General features: G+C 72.6%; 21 protein-coding genes and 1 pseudogene. 13 read left to right on the forward strand and 9 right to left on the reverse strand.

Features of this window, described 5'->3' with window-relative positions; genetic code table 11:
* Positions 1-65: 65 nt before the first annotated feature.
* Positions 66-1,442 (reverse strand): cytochrome ubiquinol oxidase subunit I, encoded by a 1,377-nt coding sequence (locus D5H75_RS32660; RefSeq protein WP_119930437.1) that lies wholly within the window; start codon positions 1,440-1,442, stop codon positions 66-68.
* A 199-nt stretch (positions 1,443-1,641) separates the two neighbouring features.
* Between D5H75_RS32660 and D5H75_RS42145 the strand changes: the two genes are divergently transcribed.
* Positions 1,642-1,800: a hypothetical protein gene (locus D5H75_RS42145; RefSeq protein ID WP_202638721.1), complete on the forward strand. Its 159-nt coding sequence runs from the start codon at positions 1,642-1,644 to the stop codon at positions 1,798-1,800.
* An 82-nt stretch (positions 1,801-1,882) separates the two neighbouring features.
* Positions 1,883-2,734 (forward strand): bifunctional methylenetetrahydrofolate dehydrogenase/methenyltetrahydrofolate cyclohydrolase, encoded by an 852-nt coding sequence (locus tag D5H75_RS32665; protein WP_119930438.1) that lies wholly within the window; start codon positions 1,883-1,885, stop codon positions 2,732-2,734.
* 102 nt (positions 2,735-2,836) lie between these two features.
* Here the strand turns inward: D5H75_RS32665 and D5H75_RS32670 are convergent, their stop codons facing one another.
* Positions 2,837-3,448 (reverse strand): FHA domain-containing protein, encoded by a 612-nt coding sequence (locus tag D5H75_RS32670; RefSeq protein WP_119930439.1) that lies wholly within the window; start codon positions 3,446-3,448, stop codon positions 2,837-2,839.
* A 184-nt stretch (positions 3,449-3,632) separates the two neighbouring features.
* Here D5H75_RS32670 and D5H75_RS32675 point away from each other — a divergent pair, with 184 nt between their 5' ends.
* From D5H75_RS32675 to D5H75_RS32695, 5 genes are all read left to right on the forward strand, one after another.
* Complete coding sequence (locus D5H75_RS32675; protein ID WP_119930440.1) at positions 3,633-4,757, forward strand: citrate/2-methylcitrate synthase; 1,125 nt, start codon at positions 3,633-3,635, stop codon at positions 4,755-4,757.
* 8 nt (positions 4,758-4,765) lie between these two features.
* Positions 4,766-5,053: a DUF3017 domain-containing protein gene (locus tag D5H75_RS32680; protein ID WP_119930441.1), complete on the forward strand. Its 288-nt coding sequence runs from the start codon at positions 4,766-4,768 to the stop codon at positions 5,051-5,053.
* A gap of 209 nt (positions 5,054-5,262) precedes the next feature.
* Positions 5,263-6,480, forward strand: coding sequence for an NADP-dependent isocitrate dehydrogenase (locus D5H75_RS32685; RefSeq protein WP_119930442.1), 1,218 nt, complete (start codon positions 5,263-5,265; stop codon positions 6,478-6,480).
* A gap of 170 nt (positions 6,481-6,650) precedes the next feature.
* Positions 6,651-8,396 carry a RelA/SpoT family protein gene (locus D5H75_RS32690; protein ID WP_119930443.1) on the forward strand — a complete coding sequence of 582 codons (1,746 nt, stop codon included), beginning with the start codon at positions 6,651-6,653 and terminating at the stop codon, positions 8,394-8,396.
* Positions 8,397-8,619: 223 nt separating this feature from the next.
* Positions 8,620-10,491, forward strand: a complete 1,872-nt coding sequence (locus tag D5H75_RS32695; RefSeq protein WP_119930444.1) for a serine/threonine-protein kinase — start codon at positions 8,620-8,622, stop codon at positions 10,489-10,491.
* Between the two features lie 4 nt (positions 10,492-10,495).
* On the opposite strand, the gene D5H75_RS32700 is transcribed toward D5H75_RS32695, so the two are convergent.
* Positions 10,496-11,083: a PadR family transcriptional regulator gene (locus D5H75_RS32700; protein ID WP_119930445.1), complete on the reverse strand. Its 588-nt coding sequence runs from the start codon at positions 11,081-11,083 to the stop codon at positions 10,496-10,498.
* A 58-nt stretch (positions 11,084-11,141) separates the two neighbouring features.
* Between D5H75_RS32700 and D5H75_RS32705 the strand changes: the two genes are divergently transcribed.
* From D5H75_RS32705 to D5H75_RS43675, 3 genes are all read left to right on the forward strand, one after another.
* Positions 11,142-12,623, forward strand: a complete 1,482-nt coding sequence (locus tag D5H75_RS32705; RefSeq protein ID WP_242454648.1) for an MDR family MFS transporter — start codon at positions 11,142-11,144, stop codon at positions 12,621-12,623.
* Positions 12,624-12,661: 38 nt separating this feature from the next.
* On the forward strand, positions 12,662-13,618 hold the full coding sequence (gene mdh / locus D5H75_RS32710; protein ID WP_119930447.1) for a malate dehydrogenase: 957 nt from the start codon (positions 12,662-12,664) through the stop codon (positions 13,616-13,618).
* Positions 13,619-13,914: 296 nt separating this feature from the next.
* Positions 13,915-15,429: a hypothetical protein gene (locus D5H75_RS43675; RefSeq protein WP_242454649.1), complete on the forward strand. Its 1,515-nt coding sequence runs from the start codon at positions 13,915-13,917 to the stop codon at positions 15,427-15,429.
* An 11-nt stretch (positions 15,430-15,440) separates the two neighbouring features.
* On the opposite strand, the pseudogene D5H75_RS32715 reads toward D5H75_RS43675, so the two are convergent.
* Together D5H75_RS32715 and D5H75_RS32720 are read right to left on the reverse strand one after the other, a co-directional pair.
* Positions 15,441-16,343, reverse strand: a pseudogene (locus D5H75_RS32715) (MFS transporter); the annotation flags it as partial.
* Positions 16,344-16,375: 32 nt separating this feature from the next.
* The gene (locus tag D5H75_RS32720) at positions 16,376-17,347 is read right to left on the reverse strand and encodes a YihY/virulence factor BrkB family protein (RefSeq protein ID WP_242454650.1); all 972 of its coding nucleotides are present in this window, start codon (positions 17,345-17,347) and stop codon (positions 16,376-16,378) included.
* A gap of 168 nt (positions 17,348-17,515) precedes the next feature.
* On the opposite strand from D5H75_RS32720, the gene D5H75_RS32725 reads away from it, so the two are divergent.
* Positions 17,516-18,028, forward strand: a complete 513-nt coding sequence (locus tag D5H75_RS32725) for a GNAT family N-acetyltransferase (protein ID WP_119930450.1) — start codon at positions 17,516-17,518, stop codon at positions 18,026-18,028.
* Between the two features lie 187 nt (positions 18,029-18,215).
* On the opposite strand, the gene trpS is transcribed toward D5H75_RS32725, so the two are convergent.
* Positions 18,216-19,217 carry a tryptophan--tRNA ligase gene (trpS, locus tag D5H75_RS32730; protein WP_119930451.1) on the reverse strand — a complete coding sequence of 334 codons (1,002 nt, stop codon included), beginning with the start codon at positions 19,215-19,217 and terminating at the stop codon, positions 18,216-18,218.
* Positions 19,218-19,355: 138 nt separating this feature from the next.
* A complete protein-coding gene (locus D5H75_RS32735; protein ID WP_119930452.1) occupies positions 19,356-20,918 on the reverse strand; it encodes a hemolysin family protein in 1,563 nt (520 codons plus the stop codon).
* A 108-nt stretch (positions 20,919-21,026) separates the two neighbouring features.
* Between D5H75_RS32735 and galE the strand changes: the two genes are divergently transcribed.
* Positions 21,027-21,983, forward strand: a complete 957-nt coding sequence (gene galE / locus D5H75_RS32740; protein ID WP_119930453.1) for a UDP-glucose 4-epimerase GalE — start codon at positions 21,027-21,029, stop codon at positions 21,981-21,983.
* A gap of 70 nt (positions 21,984-22,053) precedes the next feature.
* On the opposite strand, the gene D5H75_RS32745 is transcribed toward galE, so the two are convergent.
* Positions 22,054-23,310, reverse strand: coding sequence for a D-alanyl-D-alanine carboxypeptidase family protein (locus D5H75_RS32745; RefSeq protein WP_119930454.1), 1,257 nt, complete (start codon positions 23,308-23,310; stop codon positions 22,054-22,056).
* Positions 23,311-23,568: 258 nt separating this feature from the next.
* Here D5H75_RS32745 and D5H75_RS32750 point away from each other — a divergent pair, with 258 nt between their 5' ends.
* Positions 23,569-23,793, forward strand: coding sequence for an SCO4848 family membrane protein (locus D5H75_RS32750; protein WP_422674069.1), 225 nt, complete (start codon positions 23,569-23,571; stop codon positions 23,791-23,793).
* Position 23,794: 1 nt separating this feature from the next.
* On the opposite strand, the gene D5H75_RS32755 is transcribed toward D5H75_RS32750, so the two are convergent.
* Positions 23,795-24,577: a PhzF family phenazine biosynthesis protein gene (locus D5H75_RS32755; protein WP_119930456.1), complete on the reverse strand. Its 783-nt coding sequence runs from the start codon at positions 24,575-24,577 to the stop codon at positions 23,795-23,797.
* Between the last annotated feature and the right edge of the window lie 144 nt (positions 24,578-24,721).

A 24,721-nucleotide genomic window follows, 5' to 3' on the forward strand; every position in this document is an offset into this window, starting at 1 on the left:
GGATCAGCGGAGGTCAGAGGGGGTCAGAGGGGGTCAGGGGAGGTCAGCGGGGCGGGGGCGGGGGGTCAGTACATGAGCGCGGGCTCGGGGGCGGGCTCGCCGGCGCCCTCGCGGGGCTCCGGCTCGACCGGCGGCGGCCCCGCCTTCACGTGCCGGACGATCAGGTAGCCCTCGACGGCGGCGAGCGCGCCGTACAGCAGGGTGAAGATCGTCAGTGAGGTGGCGACCTGCGCCAGGCTCACGCCGGGGGAGACGCTGGCGGCCGTCTGGAGCTCGCCGAACACGGTCCACGGCTGCCGGCCCATCTCGGTGAGGATCCAGCCGGTGATGATCGCGGCGAACGGCGCGGGCAGCGCCAGCAGCGCGGCCCGCAGCAGCCAGCGCGGTGCCGTACGGCGGCGCCGGGTGAACCAGAGCCCGAGCAGGCCGAGCCCGAAGGACGCCATCCCGAAGGCGATCATGAAGCGGAAGGACCAGTAGACGACGGTCAGGTTGGGCCGGTAGTCGCCGGGCCCGAAGATCTTCTCGTACCTCTTCTGGATGTCCTCGACGCCCTCGACCCGCCCGTCGAGGGTGCCGGTGGCCAGGAAGCTCTGGACGTACGGCACGCGCAGGTCGAAGTCGCCGACCTTCACCACGGAGAACCCGGCGGCCTCGGCGTCGTGCGCCTGCCCCTCGGCGGCGGCCATCTTCATCGGCATGTCGTGGACGGTCATCCGGCCCTGCAGGTCGCCGGTCACCGCGGACACCAGCCCGGCGGCGGCGACCACGGCCAGGCCCAGCCGCAGGGAGGTGCGGAAGACCCCGGTCTCGCGGCGGCGCAGCAGGTGCCAGGCGCTGATCGCGGCGATGAACCCGCCGGCGGCCAGGAACGCGCCCGCGACGACGTGCGGGATGGTGATGAGCGCGGTCGGGTTGGTGAACACGGCGACCACGTCGTTCATCTCGGCGCGGCCGGTGACCGGGTCGATCTCGTAGCCGACCGGGTGCCGCATCCAGGCGTTGGCGACCAGGATGAAGAACGCCGACAGGTTGCTGCCGATCGCGGCGCACCAGATCGTGGCCAGGTGGATCCGCTTGGGCAGCCGGTCCCAGCCGAAGATCCAAAGGCCCAGGAACGTGGACTCCAGGAAGAAGGCGAGCAGGCCCTCCAGGGCGAGCGGGGCGCCGAACACGTCCCCGACGAACTTGGAGTACTCACTCCAGTTCATGCCGAACTGGAACTCCTGCACGATGCCGGTGACCACGCCCATCGCGAAGTTGATCAGGAAGAGCTTGCCCCAGAACTTCGTGAGGCGGAGGTACTTCTCGTCGCCGGTGCGGTGCCAGGCGGTCTGGAGACCCGCGACGAGCACCGAGAGCCCGATCGTCAGCGGGACGAACAGGAAGTGGTAGACGGTCGTCACACCGAACTGCCATCGGGCCAGGTCAAGCGCGTCCATTCATCGCCCCCGGAGGCTCTACACGTTGTCGTACCACTAACTGTAGTACTACAAGCTGTAGAGCAAAGCCGGATGTGTCCGAACTCACTCGCGCACCGCGGCCGTTCATGATCGATTCGGGCGAAGGGGGAGAAAGCACGCCGCCCCGCCACGTAGGCTCTGCCGAAGCCGCTCCCTCCTCTCCCCAAGGAGTCCCCTCGTGATCGAGATCTGGCTCAACGCCTTCGCCCTGATGAACGCCGCGCTCCACAGCGAGTTCGCGGTTCTCGGCGCGGGCGCCGCGGGAGTGCTCATGGGCGGCGTCGCGATGGACTACCTGCCGGTGCGCCGCAAGCCCGCCCCCGACCCGGGCGAGTGACCCGCGCCGCCGCGGCCCCCGCTCGGGGCCGCAGGCGGACCTGGGTGGCGGCTCCGCCGGGCCGCCTGCCAGGATTACTCACGTGAGCGCGCAGATTCTCGACGGCAAGGCGACCGCGGCCAAGATCAAGGCCGATCTCGCGGGACGTGTGGCGGCCCTGGCGGAGAAGGGCGTGGTCCCCGGGCTGGGGACGGTCCTGGTCGGGGACGACCCCGGCAGCCAGGCCTACGTGGCCGGCAAGCACCGCGACTGCGCCCAGGTCGGCATCGCCTCGATCCGCCGCGACCTGCCGGCCGACGCCACGCAGGCCGAGGTCGAGCGGGCGGTGGAGGAGCTCAACGCCGACCCCGCCTGCACCGGCTACATCGTCCAGCTCCCGCTCCCGCCCCAGATCGACACCCAGGCGGTGCTGGAGCGCATGGACCCGGCCAAGGACGCCGACGGGCTCCACCCGGTCAACCTCGGCCGCCTCGTCCTCATGCACGAGGCCCCGCTGCCCTGCACCCCGCGCGGCATCGTCACCCTCCTGCGGGAGTACGGCGTGGAGCTCAAGGGCGCGGAGGTCACCGTGGTCGGCCGCGGCGTCACCGTCGGCCGCCCCCTCGGGCTCCTGCTCACCCGGCGCAGCGAGAACGCCACGGTCACCCTGTGCCACACCGGCACCCGGGACCTGGCCGCCCACGTCCGCAACGCCGACGTGGTCGTCGCCGCCGCCGGGGTGGCCGGCCTGATCACCGCCGACATGGTCAAGCCCGGCGCCGCCGTGCTCGACGTCGGCATCACCCGCACCGACGCCGGCCTCGTCGGCGACGTCGCCCCCGAGGTCCGCGACGTCGCGGGATACGTCGCCCCCATGCCGGGCGGCGTCGGCCCGATGACCCGCGCCATGCTCCTGGCCAACGTCGTCGAGTCCGCCGAACGCTCCCTCCGCTAGGCGCGCCGCCGTGCCGGCCGCTCCCCGGGCACGCGTACGCCCAAGGCCCGCGACTCCCCCGGGGCCTCGCCTCCCCGGGGGCCTGGAGCGGTCCAGCCCGGCTTAGCTGGCCCTGCGGTCCCGCTGGGACGGGACCACCGGCATCGGCCTGACCAGGCCCAGCGCGACCACCTCGTTGGCGAGGCGGGTGCGCCGGTTGGTGCCCTCAGGGATGCGGAACTTCTGGTAGAGCCGCAGCAGGTGCTGCTTGACCGCGGCCTCCGTGACGACGAGGTCCTCGGCGATCTCCCGCGCGGTGGCGGGGGCGACGAAGGCCTCGTCGGACAGGGCCGGCCGGCACAGCGAGGTCAGCACGTCGACCTCGCGCCGGGTGAGCTCGGGCGCCGCGGCGCGGCGCAGCTCGAGGTCGGGCGACACGTCCTCCCGGGGGAGGCCGCCGACCCTGCATCGGGCGGCTCCGAAGGACACCACGTCGCCGTCCTCAAGCACTCTTCGCGCTATCGGACGGCCGTTGACCCTGGTGCCGTTGCGAGAAAGGCCGAGATCCACCACGTAGACGTACGGACCCCGCCGAACGAACTCGGCGTGCAACCTGGACACGCTGGGATCGCTCAGACGTACGTCGACGCCGCGGCCTCGTCCGACCGTTGTGACCTCGGGGCGCAGCGCTGACACCTCGCCGGTGTCCTCGATGCGGATAAACGGCCCCTCCACGGCAGTACCTCCTGAAGGCCAGCCCGCCGTCACTGTCGCTACACACCCGGCTTACCCCGCAGTGGGGATGCGGAATCGCCTTGTACGTAAGGAGAATCGAGCCCATCCAGTGGTCTGGACCAAAGCGGTCGGCTGGTGTATCTCGCGGGTAGACTTCGTCCGATTTCCTCAGGAGGATTCACCTATGGCGGAGAAGCCCACCAAAGGCCTCGCCGATGTCGTCGCCGCGTCGACCGCGCTGAGCGACATCGACGGCCGCGCCGGTCGTCTGTTCTACCGCGGCTACGACATCCACGAACTCGCCGGGAACGCGACGTTCGAGGAGGTGGCCCACCTCCTGCAGCGGGGCGCGCCGCCCACGCGGGCCGAGCTGGAGGCCTACTCCGCGGAGCTGGTCGCGGGCCGCGAGCTGGGCGCGCTGGCCGAGGCCAACATCGACGAGGTGGCCGCGAGCCAGTCCCCGATGGAGGCGCTGCGCACGCTCATCTCGCTCGGCAGCGCCGACGACCCGGACAAGAACTCCAACGAGCCCGACGCCAACCTGCGCAAGGCCGCCCGGCTGACCGCCCAGCAGGCCGTCCTCGTCGGCCGCTACCACGCCGCGCGCACCGGCGCCGAGGCCCCCACCCCCGACCCGGCCCAGGGCACCGCCGCCAACCTGCTGCTCCAGATCACCGGCAGGCAGCCGTCCCCGCGCGAGGTGGAGATCTTCGACACCTGCCTCGTCCTGCACGCCGACCACACCATGAACGCCTCGACGTTCGCGGCGCGGGTCTGCGCCGCGACGCTGTCCGACATGCACTCGGCCGTGGTCGCCGCGATCGGCACCCTCAAGGGCCCGCTGCACGGCGGCGCGAACGAGCAGGTCATGCGTACCCTGGAGGGGCTGGACCCGGCGCACGTGGCGCAGTCCACGCGCGACAGGCTCGCGCGCGGCGAGAAGATCATGGGCTTCGGGCACCGCGTCTACAAGACCGAGGACCCCCGGGCGACGCACCTGCGGCGGATGTCGAGGGAGCTGGCCGAGGCCTCGGGCGACGACCGCTACTACCGGATGTCGCACGAGATGGAGGAGGTCGTGCTGGCGGAGAAGGGGCTGCGGCCGAACGTCGACTTCTACGCCGCGACCGTGTACCACTACCTGGGCATCCCGACTGACCTGTTCACGCCGGTGTTCTCGGTGAGCCGCATGGCGGGCTGGACGGCGCACGTGATCGAGCAGCACGCCGACAACCGGTTGATCCGCCCCGACAGCGAGTACATCGGCGAACGCGACCAGAAGTGGGTGCCGATTGCCGAGCGGGGGTAGGCAGATACATGAGTTCACGCGCTGAGCGCCCGCCGAGGTTCGCCGCCGTGCCGTACACACTGGTGTTCCTCGGGGTGCTGGCCGGCCTCGGGGTCGTCGCGCTGTACGGCCACCAGCGGGGCCTGCCGGTGATCGCGGGCTCGCTGCTGGCCGGGGCGGTGCTCCGGGCCGTGCTGCCCGGGGCGCGCGCCGGGCTGCTGGCGGTCCGCGGCCGGGTGCTCGACGTGCTGACCCTCACCGGGCTGGCCGCCCTCATCCTCGGGGCGCCCTATTTGATGTCGCTCATATCGGACTGACTCGCACAAGCGCCGACTCGGTACGGCCTGAGCCTCGTCCCCGGGAAGCCCGCACGGGGCGGACCGGGGGAAGCGCCGGGGGGAGACGTCCACCGTGACGGCGGCACGCCCACCATCCGGAGCGTGTCCGGCCGTCCGATAACCTCACGGCCAGTGAGCCTCCCAAAAAGAACAAGCTGGCCGGTTTCGCAGAAGGAGAACCACAACACATGTCCAAGATCAAGGTAGTCAATCCCGTCGTCGAACTCGACGGCGACGAGATGACGCGGATCATCTGGAAGTTCATCAAGGACCAGCTGATCCTGCCCTACCTGGACGTCGACCTCAAGTACTACGACCTCGGGATCGAGCACCGCGACGCGACCGACGACCAGGTCACGATCGACGCGGCCAACGCGATCAAGCAGTACGGCGTCGGCGTGAAGTGCGCCACCATCACCCCGGACGAGGCCCGCGTCGAGGAGTTCGGTCTCAAGAAGATGTGGCGGTCGCCCAACGGCACCATCCGCAACATCCTCGGCGGCGTGGTCTTCCGCGAGCCGATCGTCGTGTCCAACATCCCGCGGCTCGTGCCCGGCTGGACCAAGCCGATCATCATCGGCCGTCACGCCCACGGCGACCAGTACCGCGCCACCGACTTCGTGGTCCCCGGCCCCGGCACCGTGACGATCACGTACAAGCCGGAGGACGGCTCCGAGCCCATGGAGTTCGAGGTCGCGAACTTCCCCGGCGGCGGCGTCGCCATGGGCATGTACAACTTCGACGAGTCGATCCGCGACTTCGCGCGCGCCACCATGCGCTACGCGCTCGACCGCAAGTACCCGCTGTACATGTCCACGAAGAACACGATCCTCAAGGCGTACGACGGGCGCTTCAAGGACATCTTCGCCGAGACCTACGAGACCGAGTTCAAGGCCGAGTTCGAGTCCGCCGGCATCACCTACGAGCACCGCCTCATCGACGACATGGTCGCCGCGGCGCTCAAGTGGGACGGCGGCTTCGTCTGGGCCTGCAAGAACTACGACGGCGACGTGCAGTCCGACGTGGTGGCGCAGGGCTTCGGCTCGCTGGGCCTGATGACCTCGGTGCTCATGAGTCCCGACGGCCGCACGGTCGAGGCGGAGGCCGCCCACGGCACGGTCACCCGCCACTACCGCCAGCACCAGCAGGGCAAGCCCACCTCCACCAACCCCATCGCGTCCATCTTCGCCTGGACGCGCGGCCTGGCCCACCGCGGCAAGCTCGACGGCACCCCCGAGGTCACCGAGTTCGCCGAGAAGCTGGAGCAGGTCTGCGTCGAGACCGTCGAGGCCGGTCAGATGACCAAGGACCTCGCGCTCCTGGTCGGCGGCGACACGCCGTACCTCACCACCCAGGACTTCCTCGCCGCCCTGGACGAGAACCTGCGGAAGAAGATGTCCGCCTGAGGACGTTGAGATGAGGGCCACCCGGTATCCGGGTGGCCCTTTTCCTTGATTCTGTTGCGACTGGAAATCGAGCTCGCATCCATCCGGAGACGGGGATCCCGTCCGCCGGGTGGCATCTCTACGGAACCGCCTATCATCAGCGGTAACCGGTGGCGTGTCGGAGGAAATACATGGCGAGTGCAGGGGGCGGCCCAGGAGGCGGCCAAGGCGGCGCCACGCGCCGCTTCCGGGCGGCGGCGGGCAGGCTGGCGCGGCCCAGGCCGGACGCCGACAAGCTGCGCCCCGCCGAGGGCCTGCTGCGCAACCACCGCCTCCAGCACCCCAAGGCCGACCTGAGCGTGGTGCGCCGGGCCTACCTCGTCGCCGAGCGCCTGCACGACGGCCAGCTCCGCAAGTCCGGCGAGCCGTACGTCACCCACCCGCTCGCGGTCGCCGAGATCCTGGCCGACCTGGGCATGGACACCCCGACCATCGCCGCCGCCCTGCTCCACGACACGGTCGAGGACACCGACTACACCATCGCGGAGCTGCGGGCCGAGTTCGGCGAGGAGGTCGCGGTCCTCGTGGACGGCGTGACCAAGCTCGACGGCTCCAAATGGGGGGTCACGGCCGAGGCCGAGACGTTCCGCAAGATGATCCTCACCTCGGCCGCCGACCTGCGGGTCCTGGTCATCAAGCTCGCCGACCGGCTGCACAACCTGCGCACCCTGGGCTTCCAGCCCCGCCACAAGCAGGAGCGCATCGCCCGCGCCAGCCTCGAACTCCTCGTGCCGTTCGCCGAGCGCCTGGGGATGTACTCCCTCAAACGCGAGATGGACGACCTGTGCTTCGCCTCGCTCTTCCCCGAGGAGCACGCCGCCTGCGCCGCCGCCGTGGCCGCCGGCGAGGAGGAGGCCCGCCGCCAGCTCGAACCCGCCCTCCAGCGCTTCCGCGAGGCCCTGGCCGACAGCAACGTCAGCGGCCAGGTCGTCCTGCACCGCCGCCACCTGTACGCCATCCACACCGACACCAAGGGCAACCTCGACGGCCTCCTGCCCGCCGAGATGTTCCGCATCCTGGTCCTGGTGGACGGCCTGGACCAGGAGTGTTACGTGGCCCTGGGCGCGGTCCACGCGGCGCTGCACCCGATCCCGGGCCACCTCAAGGACTTCATCGCCCTGCCGCGCTTCAACATGTACCGCTCGCTGCACACCCGGGTGATCGACCAGGGCGGCAGCGTCCTCGACGTGATGATCCGCAGCACCCGGATGCACCGGATGGCCGAGTACGGCATCGCCGCCTCGATCGCCGACGCCGCCTCGGCGAGCGCCGCCGAGACCGTCACCGGCCGCATCGACCTCGAATGGCTGCGCCGCCTGCTGGCCTGGCAGAACGACGCCACCTCCGCCGACTTCCTGGAGAGCCTGCGCGGCGACCTGCGCCCCGGCTCCATCGCGACCTTCACCCCGCGCGGGCACGTGATCCCGCTGCCGGCCCACGCCACCCCGATCGACTTCGCCTACGCCCTCGACCCCGAGATCGGCAACCACGCCATCGGCGTCCTGGTCAACGGCCGGCTGGCCGCCCTCAACTCCCGCCTCTACAACGGCGCGGTCGTCGAGATCCTCACCGCCCCCGACGCCAACCCCTCGCCCGAGTGGCTGCGCGACGTCAAGACCCCCGCGGCCCGCCTCCTCATCCACCGCGCCCTCACCGAGCAGCGCGCCGACGACGTCTCCACCGTGGGCCGCCGCATGCTCGCCAAGGCCATCGAGGCCCGCGGCCTGGAGCTGCTCGACCTGGAGGCCAGCGGCGCCTCCCGTCTCGTGGCCCGCCACCTCGGCTTCCTGGAGTCCGACCAGATGTACGCCGCCGTGGCCGCCAACACCGTCCGCATCGACGACCTGGTCGCCAAGCTCACCGACCCCGACCTGTGAGGCGGGGCCCGGCCCGCGCGGCCGGGGCGCCCCCGCCGCGTCGCCCGGGACCCGTCCGCGCCCCTCGCGGGGCTCACGCCGTACGGCGGGCGGGAGCCGCACCGGTAAGGGGCTCCGGGGTCTCGCGTGGGTAACGGACGCTGAACGATGGGGCGGCGCGGGGATCGGCGGCCTGCCCGCTCAAGTACCCTTTGGCCGGGGATGTACTTCCACAGGGGGCGTGATGCCGGACATCGTGCCGCTTCACCCGGGGGATCCGAGCAGGCTCGGTGACTACGAGCTGGCGGGGCGGCTTGGCCAGGGCGGTCAGGGAATCGTCTACCTCGGCAAGAGCGACACCGGTGAGCTGGCGGCCGTGAAGCTGATGCACGTGCGGCTGGCCGGTGACGAGGCGTCGCGCGCCCGGTTCCGCCGGGAACTCGCCGCCGCCAAGCGCGTCGCGCCGTTCTGCACCGCCCGCGTGCTCGACTTCGACATCGAGGGCGACGCGCCGTACATCGCCAGCGAATACATCGACGCCAGTTCCCTGCGCGAGGTCGTCGAGACGAGCGGCCCGCTGAGCGGGACCCCGCTGGACCGCCTCGCGATCGGCACGGCCACCGCGCTCACCGCGATCCACCACGCCGGCATCGTCCACCGCGACTTCAAGCCCGACAACGTGCTGCTCGCCCCCGACGGGCCCCGGGTCGTGGACTTCGGCATCGCCCGCATGCTCGACGGCACGGGCACGCTGACCAGCCAGGCCATCGGCACCCCCGCGTACATGGCCCCCGAGCAGATCTCCAACCTCCCGGTCAGCACCGCCACCGACGTGTTCGCCTGGGCGTCCACGATCGTCTTCGCCGCCACCGGGGCGCCGCCGTTCGGGGCGAACTCGATCGCGGCCGTGCTCAACGGGATCCTCAACCTGGAGCCCGACCTGGGCGCGCTGTCCGGGCCGCTGCGCGAGGTCATCGCCGACTGCCTGAGCAAGCGGCCGGAGGACCGCCCCAAGACCGACGAGATCCTGCTGCGCCTCCTGCACCGGCCCCCCGCCCCCGCCGTGTCCGAGGAGGTGCTGAGCGAGGGCGCCGAGGCGGCCACGCCCACGCTGATGAAGCCCGTTCCCGCGGCCACCCGGCCCTCCGGCGAGCCCCCGGCCCCGGCCGCCCCGGTTCCTGCGACCCCGGCCCCCGCGAAGACCCCGCCGGACGGACGGCGGCGGCGCTCCCGGGCCCGGTGGTACGCCGCGGCCGCCGCGGCGCTCGTGCTCGCGGGCGGCGGCGGCCTGTGGGCGAGCCAGAACATCGGCGGCGGCCCGCCCGCCACCTCCGGTCCCACGGCCAAGCCCCAGCCCCCGCGCGCGGAGACGCTGGCGGAGAAGATCGCGGGCGGGGACACGATCACGGTCGGCGTGCGGGAGGACCTGCCGGGCCTGTCCCTGCTCGGCGGCGGGCCCATGGGGTACGCCGGCCTGGAGGTGGACGTCGCCCTCGAACTCCTCAAGCGGATGGGCGTGCCCGCGGACAGGGTGCGGTTCGAGAGCGTCGGCATCGCGCGGGAGAGCGCGCTGGAGAGCGGTGCGGTGGACCTGGTCCTGGCCACCTACTCGATCAACCAGGCGCGCCGGAACAAGGTCACCTTCGCCGGGCCGTACCTCGTCGCCCACCAGGACGTCATGGTGCGCGCCGACGACCGGGTCAAGCGGCTGGCCGACCTGAACGGCAAGCGGCTGTGCGCGCCGGCCGGGTCGCTGGGCGTGGCCCGCGCCCGGCAGAGGTCCCCGAAGCTGGTGCCGGTGGACGCGGCGAACCTGTCCGACTGCACCCGCATGCTCCGGGACGGCCGGGTGGACGCCATCGTCAACGACGACATGATCCTGGCCGGGTTCGGCGTCCAGGCGGGCGGCGGATTCCGGATCCTGGGCGAGCGCCTCAGCGACGAGCGGTACGGCGTCGGCCTGCGCCTCGGCGACAAGCGCTCCTGCCTCCTCGTGAACAAGGCCGTGCAGGGCATCTACCGCGAGGGCACGATGCGCGTGCTCTTCAAGCGCCACCTCGGCGGGATGGGCTTCACTCCCGGCCTGGGCCTGCCCAAGCCCGAGTCCTGCGGCTGAGCGGTCAGTCCCCGGCGCGGCGCTCCGCCGCGTCCTCTCCCGTCGCCGTCTCGTTCTCCTCCTCGGCGGCACGGCGCTCCAGGTCGGCGGCGCTGTCCAGGGCCCAGTCGCGCAGCAGGCGGTTCTGGCTGATGCCCAGTTCCAGGGCGTACCTGCCGAACCCGGCCCGCTTCATCGGGTACTCCTCGCCGTCGGCGTGGCGCAGCTCCTCCAGCGAGCGCAGCCGCTCGGCGTAGTACTCCGCCTCCCGGCGCAGCCACGCGGCGGCCTCGCGGGCGTCCAGGAGCGGCAGCAGGAACGCCCGCAGCGCGGCCTCGCTGCGCCAGTGCCGCTCCGGCTCGCGCCCGACGAGCCAGTGGCGCAGCGCCTCCCAGCCCGCGTCGGTGAGGGTGTAGGTCTTGCGGCCGCGCGGGCCGTCGGCCTCGACCGTGACGAGCCCGTCCTCGGTCATCCTCGCCAGCTCCGGATAGATCTGGCTGTGCCCCGCCTTCCAGGCGTTGTTGATCGAGCTGTCGAAGAGCTTGGCCAGGTCATAGCCGCTGGCCGGGCCGGTGGCCTTCAGGAGGCCGAGGAGCGCCATTCGCAGGGACATGACTCCCAGTCTACATATCCGACTTGACATATCGAGGACGACATATCAATCTCCACATGTGGTTACCGATACGACGGCTCCCCCCGTCACCCCCGAGAAGTCCTCGACGAACTGGCTGCTGATCATCGCGGTGCTCGGCGGCATGTTCCTGGCGATGCTCGACCAGACGATCGTCGGCACCGCGCTGCCCCGCATCACCGCGGAACTCGGCGGGGGCGGCCTCTACACCTGGGTCGTCACCGCGTACCTGCTCACGTCCACCGTGACCGTGCCGCTGTACGGCAGGCTGTCCGACACCTACGGCCGCAAGCCGCTGCTGCTGACCGGCATCGCGATCTTCCTGCTCGGGTCGGCGCTGTGCGGGCTCGCGCAGGACATGGTCCAGCTCATCCTGTTCCGGGGGCTCCAGGGCCTCGGGGCGGGCGCGCTGCTGCCGCTGTCGCTGGCCCTGATGATGGACACGTTCACCGGCAAGGCCGGCGCGAAGGTCCAGGGCGCGGTCGGCGGTGTGATGGGCCTGAGCTACCTCGCCGGGCCGTACCTCGGCGGCGTCCTCACCGACCACGCGGACTGGCGCTGGGTGTTCTACGTGAACCTGCCGATCGGCCTCGTGCTCGTGCCGATCATGGTCTTCACCCTGCCCAGGACGGCCGTCGCGGCCCGCCGCGGGCGCCCCGACTATCTCGGCATCGCGATCTTCTCGGCCGCCGTCACCGCCCTGCTCCTCGGGCTCACCGAGAAGGGCCTGGCCGCCGAGGACGGGCGGCCGCACGCCTGGACCAGCCTGCCGGTGGCCGGGCCGATCGCGGGGGCCGCCGCGCTGCTCGCGCTCTTCGTGCTCGTCGAGCGGCGGGCCGCCGAGCCGATCGTGCCGCTGCACCTGTTTCGGAACCGGACGTACACGGTCGTCAACGTCGTCTCGTTCTTCATGGCCTTCGGGATGTACGCCGGGGTGGTGTTCCTGCCGAGGTACTTCCAGGAGGCGCGCGGGCTCACCGCGTCGGAGTCGGGCCTGCGGATCTACCCGCTGATGCTCGCGATGCTGGCCGGGAGCGCGGTCACCGGCGTCCTGATGAGCCGGACCGGGCGGTACAAGCCCGCGCTCGTGGCCGCGCCCCTGCTGCTGATCGCCGGGACCGTGCTCTGCGCCGGGCTGGCCCTGGACACCGGCGACGCGGCGATGATCGCCTGGATGGCGCTCATCGGCCTCGGCATCGGGCCGACCATGTCCGGGCTCACCGTGGCGGTGCAGACCGCCGTCCCGCCGCGATACATCGGCACGGCCAGCGCCAACCTCACGTTCTTCCGGCAGGTCGGCGGCTCGGTGGCGCTCGCGGTGGCCGGCACGGCGTACAGCACGACCGTGGCGGGCCACGCACCGGCGCACGGGTTGCCCGCCGCCCACGCGGAGGCGGCGGCGACGGTGATCCCCTGGCTGGGCGTGGCGGGCGGGCTGGTCGCCCTGGCGGCGATCGTCCTGCTGCCCGGGGGACGGATTCGGATCCCGGAAGTCGATCAAGGCCAAGGCGCGATAGCCTGAAGTGTCTTGACAACGAGAAACATGGGAGACCAGCCGAGATGGCTCGCAAGGGCAAGGTAACGGTCGTCGGAGCCGGGTTCTACGGCTCGACCACGGCGCAGCGGCTCGCGGAGTACGACATCTTCGAGGAGGTCGTGCTCACCGACATCGTCGAGGGCAAGCCTGAGGGCCTCGCGCTCGACATGAACCAGTCGCGGCCCATCGAGGGCTTCGAGACGAAGGTCACCGGCCAGACGACCGGCCCGAACGGCGAGGGCTACGAGGCCACGGCGGGCTCCGACATCGTGGTGATCACGGCGGGTCTGCCGCGTAAGCCGGGCATGAGCCGGATGGACCTCATCGAGACCAACGCGAAGATCGTCCGGAACGTCACGGAGAACGTCGCGAAGCACTCGCCGAACGCGGTGATCATCGTGGTCTCCAACCCGCTCGACGAGATGACCGCGCTGGCCGCCAAGGTCTCCGGCTTCCCGTCCGGCCGCGTCATGGGCCAGGCGGGCATGCTCGACACCGCCCGCTTCACCAACTTCGTCGCCGAGAAGCTCGGCGTCGAGGTCGGCCGCGTGACCACGCTGACGCTCGGTTCGCACGGCGACACCATGGTCCCGGTCCCCTCGGCGTGCAAGGTGGACGGCAAGCCGCTGTCCGAGCTGCTCCCGGCCGACGAGATCGAGGAGCTCGTGACCCGCACCCGCAACGGCGGCGCCGAGGTCGTGGCCCTGCTCAAGACCGGCTCGGCCTACTACGCCCCCTCCGCCGCCGCGGCCCGCATGGCCAAGGCGGTCCGCGAGGACTCCGGCGCGGTCATGCCGGTCTGCGCCTGGGTCGACGGTGAGTACGGCATCAGCGGCGTCTACCTCGGCGTCGAGGCCGAGCTGGGCGCCGGCGGCGTCAAGAAGGTCGTCGAGCGCGAGCTGACCGACCCCGAGCTGGCCGCCCTCAAGGAGGCCGCCGAGGCCGTCCGCTCCAAGCAGGCCGACGTCGACAACCTCTGAGCACTCCGAGCACGTCCGCACCACCCGAGGGGCCCGCGCCGCCAGGCGCCGGGCCCCTCGCCCGTTTCCCTCGCCCGTTTCCCTCGCCCGTTTCCCTCGCCCGTTTCCCTCGCCCGTTTCCCTCGCCCACGCTCTCCCGGGCGCGGGGGATCGCGAGCGCGTGATCGGCGCGGCTGGGGGAGGGGCGGCGTGTCGGCTGGGTCGGGGTTTGACCTGCGCGTTTAATACGTGAAGGGCAGGGGCCTCTCGGGGGTCGGGGAGTCTGGGGCGGCCGAGGGGCCGCGAGTGGGTGTTCAATGCGTAGTTTCGCGGTGCGCGCCGTCGCCACCGTCAGCGGCCTGATCGCCGCCCTGTCGCCGGACGTGACGTCCGGAGCCGCCCACGGCACCCCCCTGGAGCCGCCGCCCGCCCGGCGGACGGGCGCCCTCCTGTGGAACGCCCGCCTCCCCTCGGCCCCCATCGCCGGCCCGGCCCGGCAGGCGCTCACGCGGTCTCCCGCGCCGAGTGCGCTTTCGGCGGCGACCCGGGTCTCACCCCGCGAGGGGCCGGTCCCCGCCGGGTCCCCGGAAACCGGGAGCGCCGGGAGCGATTCGTCCCGCTCTCCCGCGCCGTCCGAGCCGTCCGCGGGGCTGCCGGCCGGGATCGCGGCGACGCCCTCGCCCGGGGCCGGCGCGACGCCGTACACCTCCCCCCGGCCGAAGCCCGCGCCGCCGCCGGCCGCGGACGTGAGCGTGAGCATGACGGGCAGCCCGGCGGTGGCGCAGCCGGGCCGGCCCGTGTCCTACGTGGTGCGCGTGCGCAACCGGGGCCCCGGCCCCGCCGTGCGGCCGACCGTGCGGGTGCGGGTGTCGGAGACCGCCGACATCGTCGCGGTGGACGTCGCCGAGTGCCGGGCCAGGGGCCGCGTCGAGGTCGTGTGCGCGTCGCCGTACGACGTCAAGCCCGGCGGGACCGGGCAGGTGACCGTGACGACGGTGCCGCGCGAGGGGGCCCGCGGGCGGCTGCGCGCCGAGGCCACGATCACCGCGCGCAACCCCGACCCCGCGCCGGGGGACACGCGCGCGGTGGTGGACACCCCGCTCGGCCCGGGCGCGGACCTGGGGGTGCGCATGGCGGCGGCGGGCGTGCGGCGGGTGCGCCCGGGACAGCGGTTCGGGGCCGTGGCGACCGTGGTCAACCGGGGGCCGCAGCGGGTGCGCGACGCGACCGTGGTGCTCCAGCCGACGCGGCTCGCGTTCCGGTACGCCAGGGGAGCGCGCTGCCGCGAGCAGGGGCGCACGGTGCTGTGCCGCGTCGGGCGGCTGGACAGCGGGGCGCGCCGGGCGATCCGCCTCGGCTTCCGGGTGCCCGCGCTGCCCAGGAAGGCCGTCACGGTGATCGGCGACGCGATCGTCTTCTCGGTGCGCCTCGGCGACGCCCACCCGGCCAACAACACCTCGGTGATGCGGCTGCGGGTGGCCAGGCCCGCGAGGGCTCAGGCGGCGGCCGGGACCGGCTCGGCGGGACGGGTCCGCTCCGCCCAGCGCGCCGCGACCGGGACCGCGAGCCCGGCCAGCAGGAACGCGGCGCCGAACACGATCCAGCCCGGCCACCCCCAGCCGCTCAGCAGCAGCGTGGACATGACCGGGGTGACGACCTGGGCGAGCTGGTACCCGGTGCCGTACATGCCCTGGTACTGGCCCTGGGCGTGCTGCGGCGCCAGCTCGAACGACAGCCCCCACGACCCGGCGGCCTGGAGGAGCTCCCCGCCGACGTGGACCATCGTGCCCGCGACCAGGAAGGCGATCGCGATCCACGGCGTGAGCCCCTGACCCGCGGAGAACGCGAACAGCACGCAGCAGGCCAGCAGCAGCACGCCGGAGTTCCGCTGGGCCCGCGCGGCCCCCGCGACCGTCGCCGACCCGCGGCTGGCCACGACCTGGAACAGCAGCACGGCCACCGTGTTGATCAGCGTGAGGATCGCGTAGACGGCGGGGGGCGCGGAGGTCTGGTCCCTGATCCAGATCGGCAGCGCCAGCGTGAGCAGCGTGTAGCACATGCACAGGACCGCGTTCAGCAGCGTCAGCACGATGTACGGCCGGTCGCGCAGCACGATCCACACCGGCCCCGAGGACACCTTGGGCGCGGGCGGCACGGACGGGACCCGCAGGTTCAGCAGCGCGCCCACGGCGTAACAGGCGGCGGCCCCGAAGATCAGCGCGAGGTACGCCTCCCGCGTGCCGTACGCCAGGGCGACGCCGCACAGGACCGCCCCGAGCGACCAGCCCAGGTTCGTGACCGACCGCAGGTAGGCGCGGGTGCGGACCCGCCGCTCCGGCTCGACGCTCCCGGCGATCAGCGCCTGGTTGGAGGCGTTGGAGCCCGACTCGAAGAACGAGTAGGCGCACGCGACCAGGACGAACACCGTGAAGTCGCGCACGAGGGTGTACCCGCACAACGCCACCGCGTCCACCAGCAGGAACACGATGGTCACCCCGCGCGGCCCGATCACGTCGGCCAGCCGCCCCGAGGGCACCCCCGCGAACAGCCCGACGAGCGCCGCGATCGTCAGCCCGAGCCCCACCTGCGGCCCCGACAGCCCGACGGACGGGCTGGTGAAGTACAGCGCGCTCCCGGTGAAGAACAGGCCGCGCCCGGTCGTGCGCACCAGCGTGCTCAACGTCAGGGCCCGCGTGGGGCCGGGGTCGGGCAGCAGCGAGCGCAGGGCGGACCGTGTTCGGGACATGGGGGGAGAGTACCGGTATGCCCGAAATAGGGTTATCGGCCCCCGGCCTCCTCGGGCTCGGGGGTGACCTCGTCGGCCATCGGAACCGGCGTGGGCTCGGGCGCCGGGCCCTTGGTGCTCGTGGCCGTCCACGCCGCCGCCAGCAGGATGAACCGCACGGTGATGTCGATCCACACGAGCAGCCCGACCATGACCGCGAACGTGCCGTAGATCGGGTTCCCGGTGGTGTGGCCGAGCAGGAACGTCCCGAGCAGCTTGAGCAGGGCCAGCCCGACGGCGCCGAACACCGCGCCCCGCAGCAGTACGGTGATCGGCTCGCGCGCCCCCGAGATGCGCCCGAACAGCACCAGGAAGACGATCATGTCGGCGGAGACGCTGACCCCCAGCGCCGTCATCCGCAGCACGAACTCCGCGACGGCGGAGTCCTGCAGGTTCAGCCAGTCCAGCACGAGGTGGGTCGCCGCCGCCGCCGTGCCGTTCAGCAGCGTGGACATGATCAGCGCCCCGCCCAGCAGGACCAGGGTGAGCAGGTCGGACGCCTTGGCCAGCAGGAAGTTGGGCCGCGGCGAGCCGTGCAGCCAGACCTGCCGCAGCGCGTCCCGGAGCGCGTCGATCCAGCCCAGCCCGGCGTACAGCAGGCCGAGCAGGCCGATGATCCCCGCCCCCTTCTTGGCCGCGGCGATCTGGTCGATCGGCAGCCGGGTGGCCAGCCCCGGCACGTACTCGTTCAGCGCCTGCCGCACGAGGTCGCCGGCGTGCGGGCTGACCGTCACGGCGTACCCGACGATCGCGAACGCCAGCGCGATCAGCGGGAAGAACGACAGGAAGGCGAAGTAGGTGACCGCGCCGGCGAGCTGGTCCGCCCGGCACTCCTGGTACCGCTGCCAGGTCCGGATCGCGTGGTCCACCCAGGGCCGGCGCTGCCGCACCCCGCCCACCACGGCCCCGCCGCGTTCCTTCCCGGCCCGCAGCAGGCCGCTGATCCACTCGACGGGGTTCGCCACCTCTGCGACGTACCCGATCCGCGCCGCTCGTCCCGTCGATCTTGCGTCCGGGCAGCTCATCCCACTGATCACCAAGTGCCAAGATCGAAAATCCGGGTACGGCGGCGCCCGCGCCGGGCCGTCCCGCGCGGATTGACAAGCGGGCGAGAGATCTCAAACATTGCTCGGATGACTGACGATCCCCCCTTCCTGATCCGCCCGGCCACGGCCGCGGACGACGCCGCGCTGCTGGCCCTGGACACCACCGCGTGGACGCCGGGCTCGGGCTTCCCCTCGGTCCAGACCGAGGAGCGGACGGCCTTCTTCACCGGCCAGAAGGACCCCGGCACCCACCTGGTCGCCGAGATGGACGGAGAGATCGTCGGCGTCGTGAGCGTGCGCGCCCGGTCCTGGTTCCCCGAGACCGCGCACGTCTTCGACATCGCCGGGCTGGTCGTGGCCGTATCCGCCCGCCGTCTCGGCGTCGCGTCGGCGCTGCTCTCCGCGGCGGAGCGGAAGGCCGCCGAGGCCGGCGCCGTGAAGCTCAGCCTGAAGGTCCTGTCCACCAACACCGCCGCCCAGCGCCTGTACGAACGCCACGGTTACACGGTCGAGGGCCGCCATCCCGCCGAGCTCCTGATCGGCGGGGAGTACGTCGGCGACCTCACCCTCGGCAAGCTCCTGGCCCCGGTCACCGCCTGACGGCCTCCCGTCCTGCGTCCGCGCCGGTGGCCGCGGACGCCGTACGGCGGGGCGGCGGAGAACGCGGAACGCCGTACGGCGGCGGGGTGGTCCCCGGCGGCGTACGGCGTCCGGAAGCGGGTCGGGAGGTGGTGCCGCGGCCCGGTCGGGCGGCGAGGTTCAGGAGGCGAGGCTCAGGAGGCGAGGGTCAGGAGGCGGGGCGGAGGAACCCGGCGCGGTCGCGGACCAGGTCCATCGTCTCGCGGGCGACCTTGCCGGCGCGGGACGAGCCCACCGCCAGCATCCGGTCCAGCTCGGCCTCGTTGGCGAGGAGCTTCTGGGTGCGCTCGCGGATCGGCGCGAACGCGTCGGTGACCAGCTCGGCGACGTCCTTCTTGAACGTGCCGTAGCCCTGCCCGGCGTAGCGCGCCTCGATCTCCGGCAGGGAGAGGCCCGACAGCGCCGAGTGGATGCGCATGAGGTTGGTGACGCCCGGCTTGTTCTCCTCGTCGGCGATCACGTCCGAGCCGGTGTCGGTGACCGCGCGCATGATCTTCTTGCGCAGCGCGGACGGCTCCTCCAGCACGTCCAGGATGCCCTGCGGCGAGGAGGACGACTTGGACATCTTGGCCGTCGGGTCCTGCAGGTCCGTGATCTTCTCGACGGCCTTGAGGATGTACGCCGAGGGCAGCGTGAACGTCTCGCCGAAGCGGTGGTTGAACCGCTGCGCGAGGTCGCGCGTGAGCTCCAGGTGCTGCCGCTGGTCGGCTCCGACCGGGACCTGGTCGGCCTGGTAGAGCAGGATGTCGGCGGCCTGGAGGATCGGGTAGGTGAACAGGCCCACGGACGCGACGGCCTGCTTGGCGGCCTTGTCCTTGAACTGGGTCATGCGCGAGGCCTCGCCGAACCCGGTCAGGCAGGCCATCACCCACTGCAGCTCGGTGTGCTCGGGCACCTGGCTCTGCACGAAGACCGTCGCCCGGTCCGGGTCGAGACCGCAGGCGAAGAGCTGCGCGGCGGCCAGCCGCGTGCGCTCCCGGAGCTGCGCGGGCTCGTATTCGACGGTGATCGCGTGCAGGTCCACGACCATGTAGAACGCGTCGTGATCGTCCTGCATCGAGACCCACTGGCGCACCGCGCCGAGGTAGTTGCCCAGGTGGAAGGAACCGGCGGTCGGCTGAATGCCGGACAAGACGCGAGCGCGAGCCATAGCCCCCGATTATGTCAGCACTCGGCACCTCCCCCCTCCCACCCCGCGCCGGTCCCGTCCTCCCGCCCGTCCCTCCCACGCGGTGATCACGCGGTCTCAAGCACCCCGGGCGCGCGACCGCGCGATCACCGCGAGGGGTCAGGCGCGGCCGGAGTCGCGGGGAGTCCCGCGGTCACCGGGTTCCGCGGCCCCGGGTTCCGCGGCCCCGGATTCGGATCCGCGCGGCTCCGGGCCGCCGGATTCCGGGACGTGGGATTCCGGGACGTGGGATTCCGGGCCGCCGGATTCCGGGACGTGGGATTCCGGGCCGCCGGATTCCGGGCCGCCGCGTTCCCGGGCCCCGGCGTCGGGGACGCCCGCGTCCTGGGCGTCCGGTTCCGGCGAGCCGGGGGGCCGGTCGGCGGGGGAGGGCGGGAGGGCGGGGGCCGCGGGGCGGCTGACGCGGACGCGGGCGACGCGGCGCCCGTCCATCTCGGTGATCTCCAGGCGGTACGGCCCGACCGCGACCACCTCGCCCGCGGCCGGGAGATGCCCCAGGACGGACATGAGATAGCCGCCCAGCGTCTCGTACGGCCCCTCCGGCAGCCGCACCCCGGTCTCGGTCGCGAACGCGTCCAGGTTCAGCAGGCCCTCGACCTCGATGTCGCCGCCGCGCAGGCGCACGGCGGCGTCCTCCTCCACGTCGTACTCGTCGCGGATGTCGCCGACCAGCTCCTCGACCAGGTCCTCCAGCGTCACGATGCCCGCGGTGCCGCCGTACTCGTCCACCACGATCGCCACGTGGTGGTTCTCCTGCCGCATCTCCGAGAGCGTGGCCAGCACCCGCTTGGACGCGGGCAGCAGCTTCACCGGCCGCACGATCGACCCCACCGGAGCCGCCCGCCCCGCCGACGCCGGGTCCAGCAGGTCCCGGACGTGGACGAAGCCGATCACGTCGTCGTACGAGCCGCGATAGACCGGGAAGCGGGAGTACGGCGAGGCCGCCGCGTGCACCGCCGCCTCCGACAGGGGCGTGTCGGCGGCCATGAACTCCACCTCGGTGCGCGGCACCAGCACCTCCCGGAGCTGGCGCTTCCCGGCCGTGAACACCTCGCCGATCAGCGCGCGCTCGTCCGCCGTGAGGTCGTGGTGGCCCGCGACCAGGTCGCGCAGCTCCTCGGTGGTCATGGTCTCCCGCCCCGCCGACGGGTCGCCGCCCAGCAGCCGCACCACGCCGTCGGTGGACTTGGACAGCAGCCAGATCACCGGCCGCGACAGCATCGCCAGCCGGTCCAGCAGCGGCGCGACCAGCAGCGACAGCCCCTCGGCCCGCTGGAGCGCCAGCCGCTTGGGCGCCAGCTCCCCGAGCACGAGCGAGAAGTACGAGATCACCAGCGTGATCGCCACCAGCGCGACCGTCCCGGCGATGGCGTGGGGCAGCCCCCAGCCCTCCAGCACCGGCGCGAGCTCCCCGGAGAGCTCGGCGCCGCCGTACGCCGCGGAGAAGAACCCGGCGAGCGTGACGCCGATCTGCACGGCGGACAGGAACCGGTTGGGATCGCGGGCCAGCTTGGCCACGCGGGCGCCGCGCCGTCCCCGCTCGGCGAGGCGGCGCACCTGCCCCTCGCGCAGCGAGACGAGCGCGATCTCGGCGGCGGCGAAGAAGCCGCCGATCAGCACGAAGAGCAGGACCAGCGCGATATTGCCTGCGACGCTGTTCACCGACGCTTCCTTAGGTCAGCGGGCGCGGGCGACGCGGCCGGTTCGACAAGCCGTCGCCGGATCTGCCAGCGTACCGGTAGGGAAACCGAACGAAAGGAGTCCGGGGCCGTGAAGTTGCTCGTCACCGGCGGCGCGGGATACATCGGCAGCGTCGTGGCGGCGCAGCTCGTGGAGGGGGGCCACGACGTGGACGTCCTCGACGACCTGTCCACGGGCCACGAGGACGCGGTGCCCCAGGGGGCCCGGTTCATCCGCGGGACGCTGCGCGAGGACGCCCTGCGGGTGCTCCGGGGCGGCGGGTACGACGGCGTGCTGCACTTCGCGGCCCGGTCGCTCGTCGGCGAGTCGGTCGAGAAGCCCGCCGAGTACTGGGAGAACAACCTCGGCGGCACCCTCGCCCTGCTGGAGGCCATGCGCCAGACGGGCGTCCGCCGCCTCGTCTTCTCCTCGACCGCCGCCACGTACGGCGAGCCCGAGCGCTCCCCGATCCTGGAGACCGACCCCACCCGGCCGACCAACCCCTACGGCGCCTCCAAGCTCGCCGTGGACACCACCCTGGCGGCGTACGCCGACCTGCACGGCCTGGGCGCGGTGAGCCTGCGCTACTTCAACGTCGCCGGGGCCTACGAGGGCCTCGGGGAGCGCCACACGGTCGAAACCCACCTGATCCCCAATGTGCTCGCGGTCGCGCTGGGCCGGCGCGAATCCGTCAACGTGTTCGGGACGGATTACCCCACCCCCGACGGCACATGCGTCCGCGACTACATCCACGTCGCCGACCTGGCCCGGGCGCACCTGCTCGCGCTGGACGCGTGCGCCCCCGGCTCGCACACGATCTACAACCTCGGCAACGGCGCCGGCTTCTCGGTCCGCGAGGTGATCGAGGTCTGCCGCGCGGTCACCGGGCACGAGATCCCCGCCGTGGTCGCCCCGCGCCGCGCCGGCGACCCGGCCGTGCTGGTCGCCTCCAGTGAGAAGATCCAGCGGGAGCTGGGCTGGAGCCCGGCCAAGCCGTCCCTCAAGGAGATCGTCGCCGACGCCTGGGAGTTCGCCCGCTCCCGCTGACCCGGCACGCGGAAGGGCCCTCTCCCCGGCCGGGAGAGGGCCCTTCCGCGTACGGCTCGCGCGTGGCCGGTCAGATGACGGTGTCGTCGGCGCGCCGGCGCCGCCGCACGAGGTAGACCGCCGCGGCCGACAGGCCGATCGCGCCCGCGCCGCCCGCCGCGAGCAGCGCCGGGGACGGGCCGCCCGGCGGCTTGGGGCCGGGCTGGGCGGCGGCGGCCGGGGACGCGGGCGGGGCCTGCTCGGCCGCCTCGTTCCTGGGCGGGATCGGATCGACCAGGCGGCCGATCGGCGTCACCTTGCCCTTGGCCTCGAAGCCCCAGGTCAGCATGGCCTTCACGTCGTCCCAGAACGGTGGTTCGGAGTGCATGAGCGCCGCGATCACCGTGCGGCCGTTCCGCGTGGCCGCGCCGACGAAGCTCGCCCGCGCCTTGTTCGTCCAGCCGTTCTTGACCCCGATGCCGCCCTTGTACTGCCAGAGCAGCTTGTTGTGGTTCTGGATCTGGTAGCTCTTGCCCTTGGGCGCCGGGAACTTCGTCACCTTCGTCCCGACGTACGTCCGGAAGCGCGGGTTCTTCAGCCCCTCCCTGGCCATCAGCGCCAGGTCGTAGGGGGAGGTGCGCTGCCCCTTGGCGTCCAGCCCGTGCGGCGTCCGCGCCACCGTGTCGTTGGCCTGGATGCGCCGCGCCTCGGCGTTCATCGCGTCGAGCGTCGGCTTCATCCCGCCGTACGCCTCGGCCAGCGCCATCGCCGCGTCGTTGCCCGAGGACATCATCAGGCCCTTGAGCAGGTCGTCCACCGTGTAGGTGACCTTGGGCGTGAGACCCACGGCGCTGCCCTCGGTGTTGCAGGCGTGCTGGCTGGGCTTGATCTTCTTCTTCGGGTCGAGCCGGCTGACGAGGGTGAGCGCGGTCAGCGTCTTGATCGTGCTGGCCGGCATGAAGTGCCCGTGCGGGTTCTTGGCCGCGAGCACCTCGCCGCTGGTCGCGTCGGCGATCACCCAGCCCGAGGCCTTGAACTTGCCCAGCTTCGGCGCCCCCGGCCCGGGCTGGACGATCAGCCCCCTGCCCGCGAGCAGCGGGCCGCCCACCGGCTCGGCCGGCGCCGTGGACACGCGCACGGCGCCCCAGCCCTGGTGCGTCACCCGGGCGGTCCCGGCGTCCGCCGGGGCGAGGCGCGCGGTGTCCGCCCCGGCGGGCGACAGCCGCGCGGCGTCGGTGTCGGACGGCGTCAGCCGTACGGCGTCCGCGGTGGCGTGTGGCGCCGTGAGCAGGACGAAGGCGCAGGCGGCCGCGGTGCCCCGGATCACGGGGCGAGCTTCACTCCCCATGACATCAAAGAGTAACTGTCGCATCACAGACAGCGAGCATCAGGCCACCTGTTCGGTGTGGCTCCGCCGGAAAACCCCTCAACCGTCGCACCCAGGCCATCTCGCGCCCCCTTGCCGCCCGCCGCCCGCGCGGCGTCCGTGTCGGTCCCTGCCCTGTCCCTGTCCGTCTCCACCGGCCGCCGCCGGGCCCCGTCAGGTCCCCGGCCGCGCCCGGCGGGCCGCCCATCCGGGGCCGGCCGGGATACTGTCCACGTGAGAATGACACGTGGCATCGCGGCCTTTCTCCTTGTTGTGGCCGCTTTCATGATTTTCGAGTGGATCAACCTCGGGTTCAACCTGGCCCCCGGCCACAAGCGCTCCTTCTACGTGGTCCACGGCATCCTGATCGGGGTGAACCTGCTGGTCGCGCTGGCCCTGGGCGTCGTCGGGCTGCGAGGCTGGCGCGCGGCGGGGCGCCGCGAGGAGGCCGGGCCGCGCGGCTGACCTAGATCGCGAGTTCGGCGTCGAGGATCGTGACGGCCCGGCCGGCGAGCTCCACCCGGCCGCCCCGCGCGGTCACGCGCACGACGCCGCCCCGGGCCGAGGCCTGGAACCCCACGAGCGTGTCGCGCCCGAGCCGGTCCGCCCAGTACGGCGCCAGCGCGCAGTGCGCCGACCCCGTCACCGGGTCCTCGTCCACCCCGACCCGCGGCGCGAAGAAGCGCGACACGAAGTCGTACTCGCCCGAGCCGCGCGCCGTCACGGTCACGCCGCGCACCTCCACCTCGGCGAGCCGCGCGATGTCGGGCTCCAGCTTGCGCACCGCCTCCTCGTCGGCCAGCTCCACCAGCAGGTCGTCCTCGTCGCGCCCGGTCCAGCGGGGCTCGGCCCCCAGCGCCGCGTCCAGCCCGGCGGGCGCCGGCACCTCGGTGATCGTGCGCGCCGGGAAGTCCAGCAGGATCATGCCGCTCTCCCGCTCGCGCCGCGCGGTCAGCACCCCGCTGCGGGTGTGGAACCGGATCTCGTCCCCGGCCTCCCCGCCGGAGAACAGCGCGTGCGCGCTCGCGAGCGTGGCGTGCCCGCACAGGTCGACCTCGACGGCCGGGGTGAACCAGCGCAGGCCGTACCCGTCCTCGCGGGGCGTCAGGTAGGCGGTCTCGGAGTGCTTCATCTCGGCGGCGAGCGACTGCATCCACGCCTCGTCCACGGGGCGGTCCAGCAGTACGACGGCGGCGGGGTTCCCGCCGAAGGGCCGGTCGGTGAAGGCGTCGACGACGTGAAGTCTCATGGCTGGAGGGTAATCCCTCCCTATGATCACGCTTTCCCCCGTCTCGGGCGGGCCTGGGCCGGCTCCGGCGTCCGGGAGGCCGGCGCGCGCCGCACAACGGGCGTGCGCCGTAGCGCGAGCGCGGGCCGTAGCACGGGCGCGTGC

The sequence above is a fragment of the Bailinhaonella thermotolerans genome, from assembly GCF_003594875.1.
GTDB classification, from domain to species: domain Bacteria; phylum Actinomycetota; class Actinomycetes; order Streptosporangiales; family Streptosporangiaceae; genus Bailinhaonella; species Bailinhaonella thermotolerans.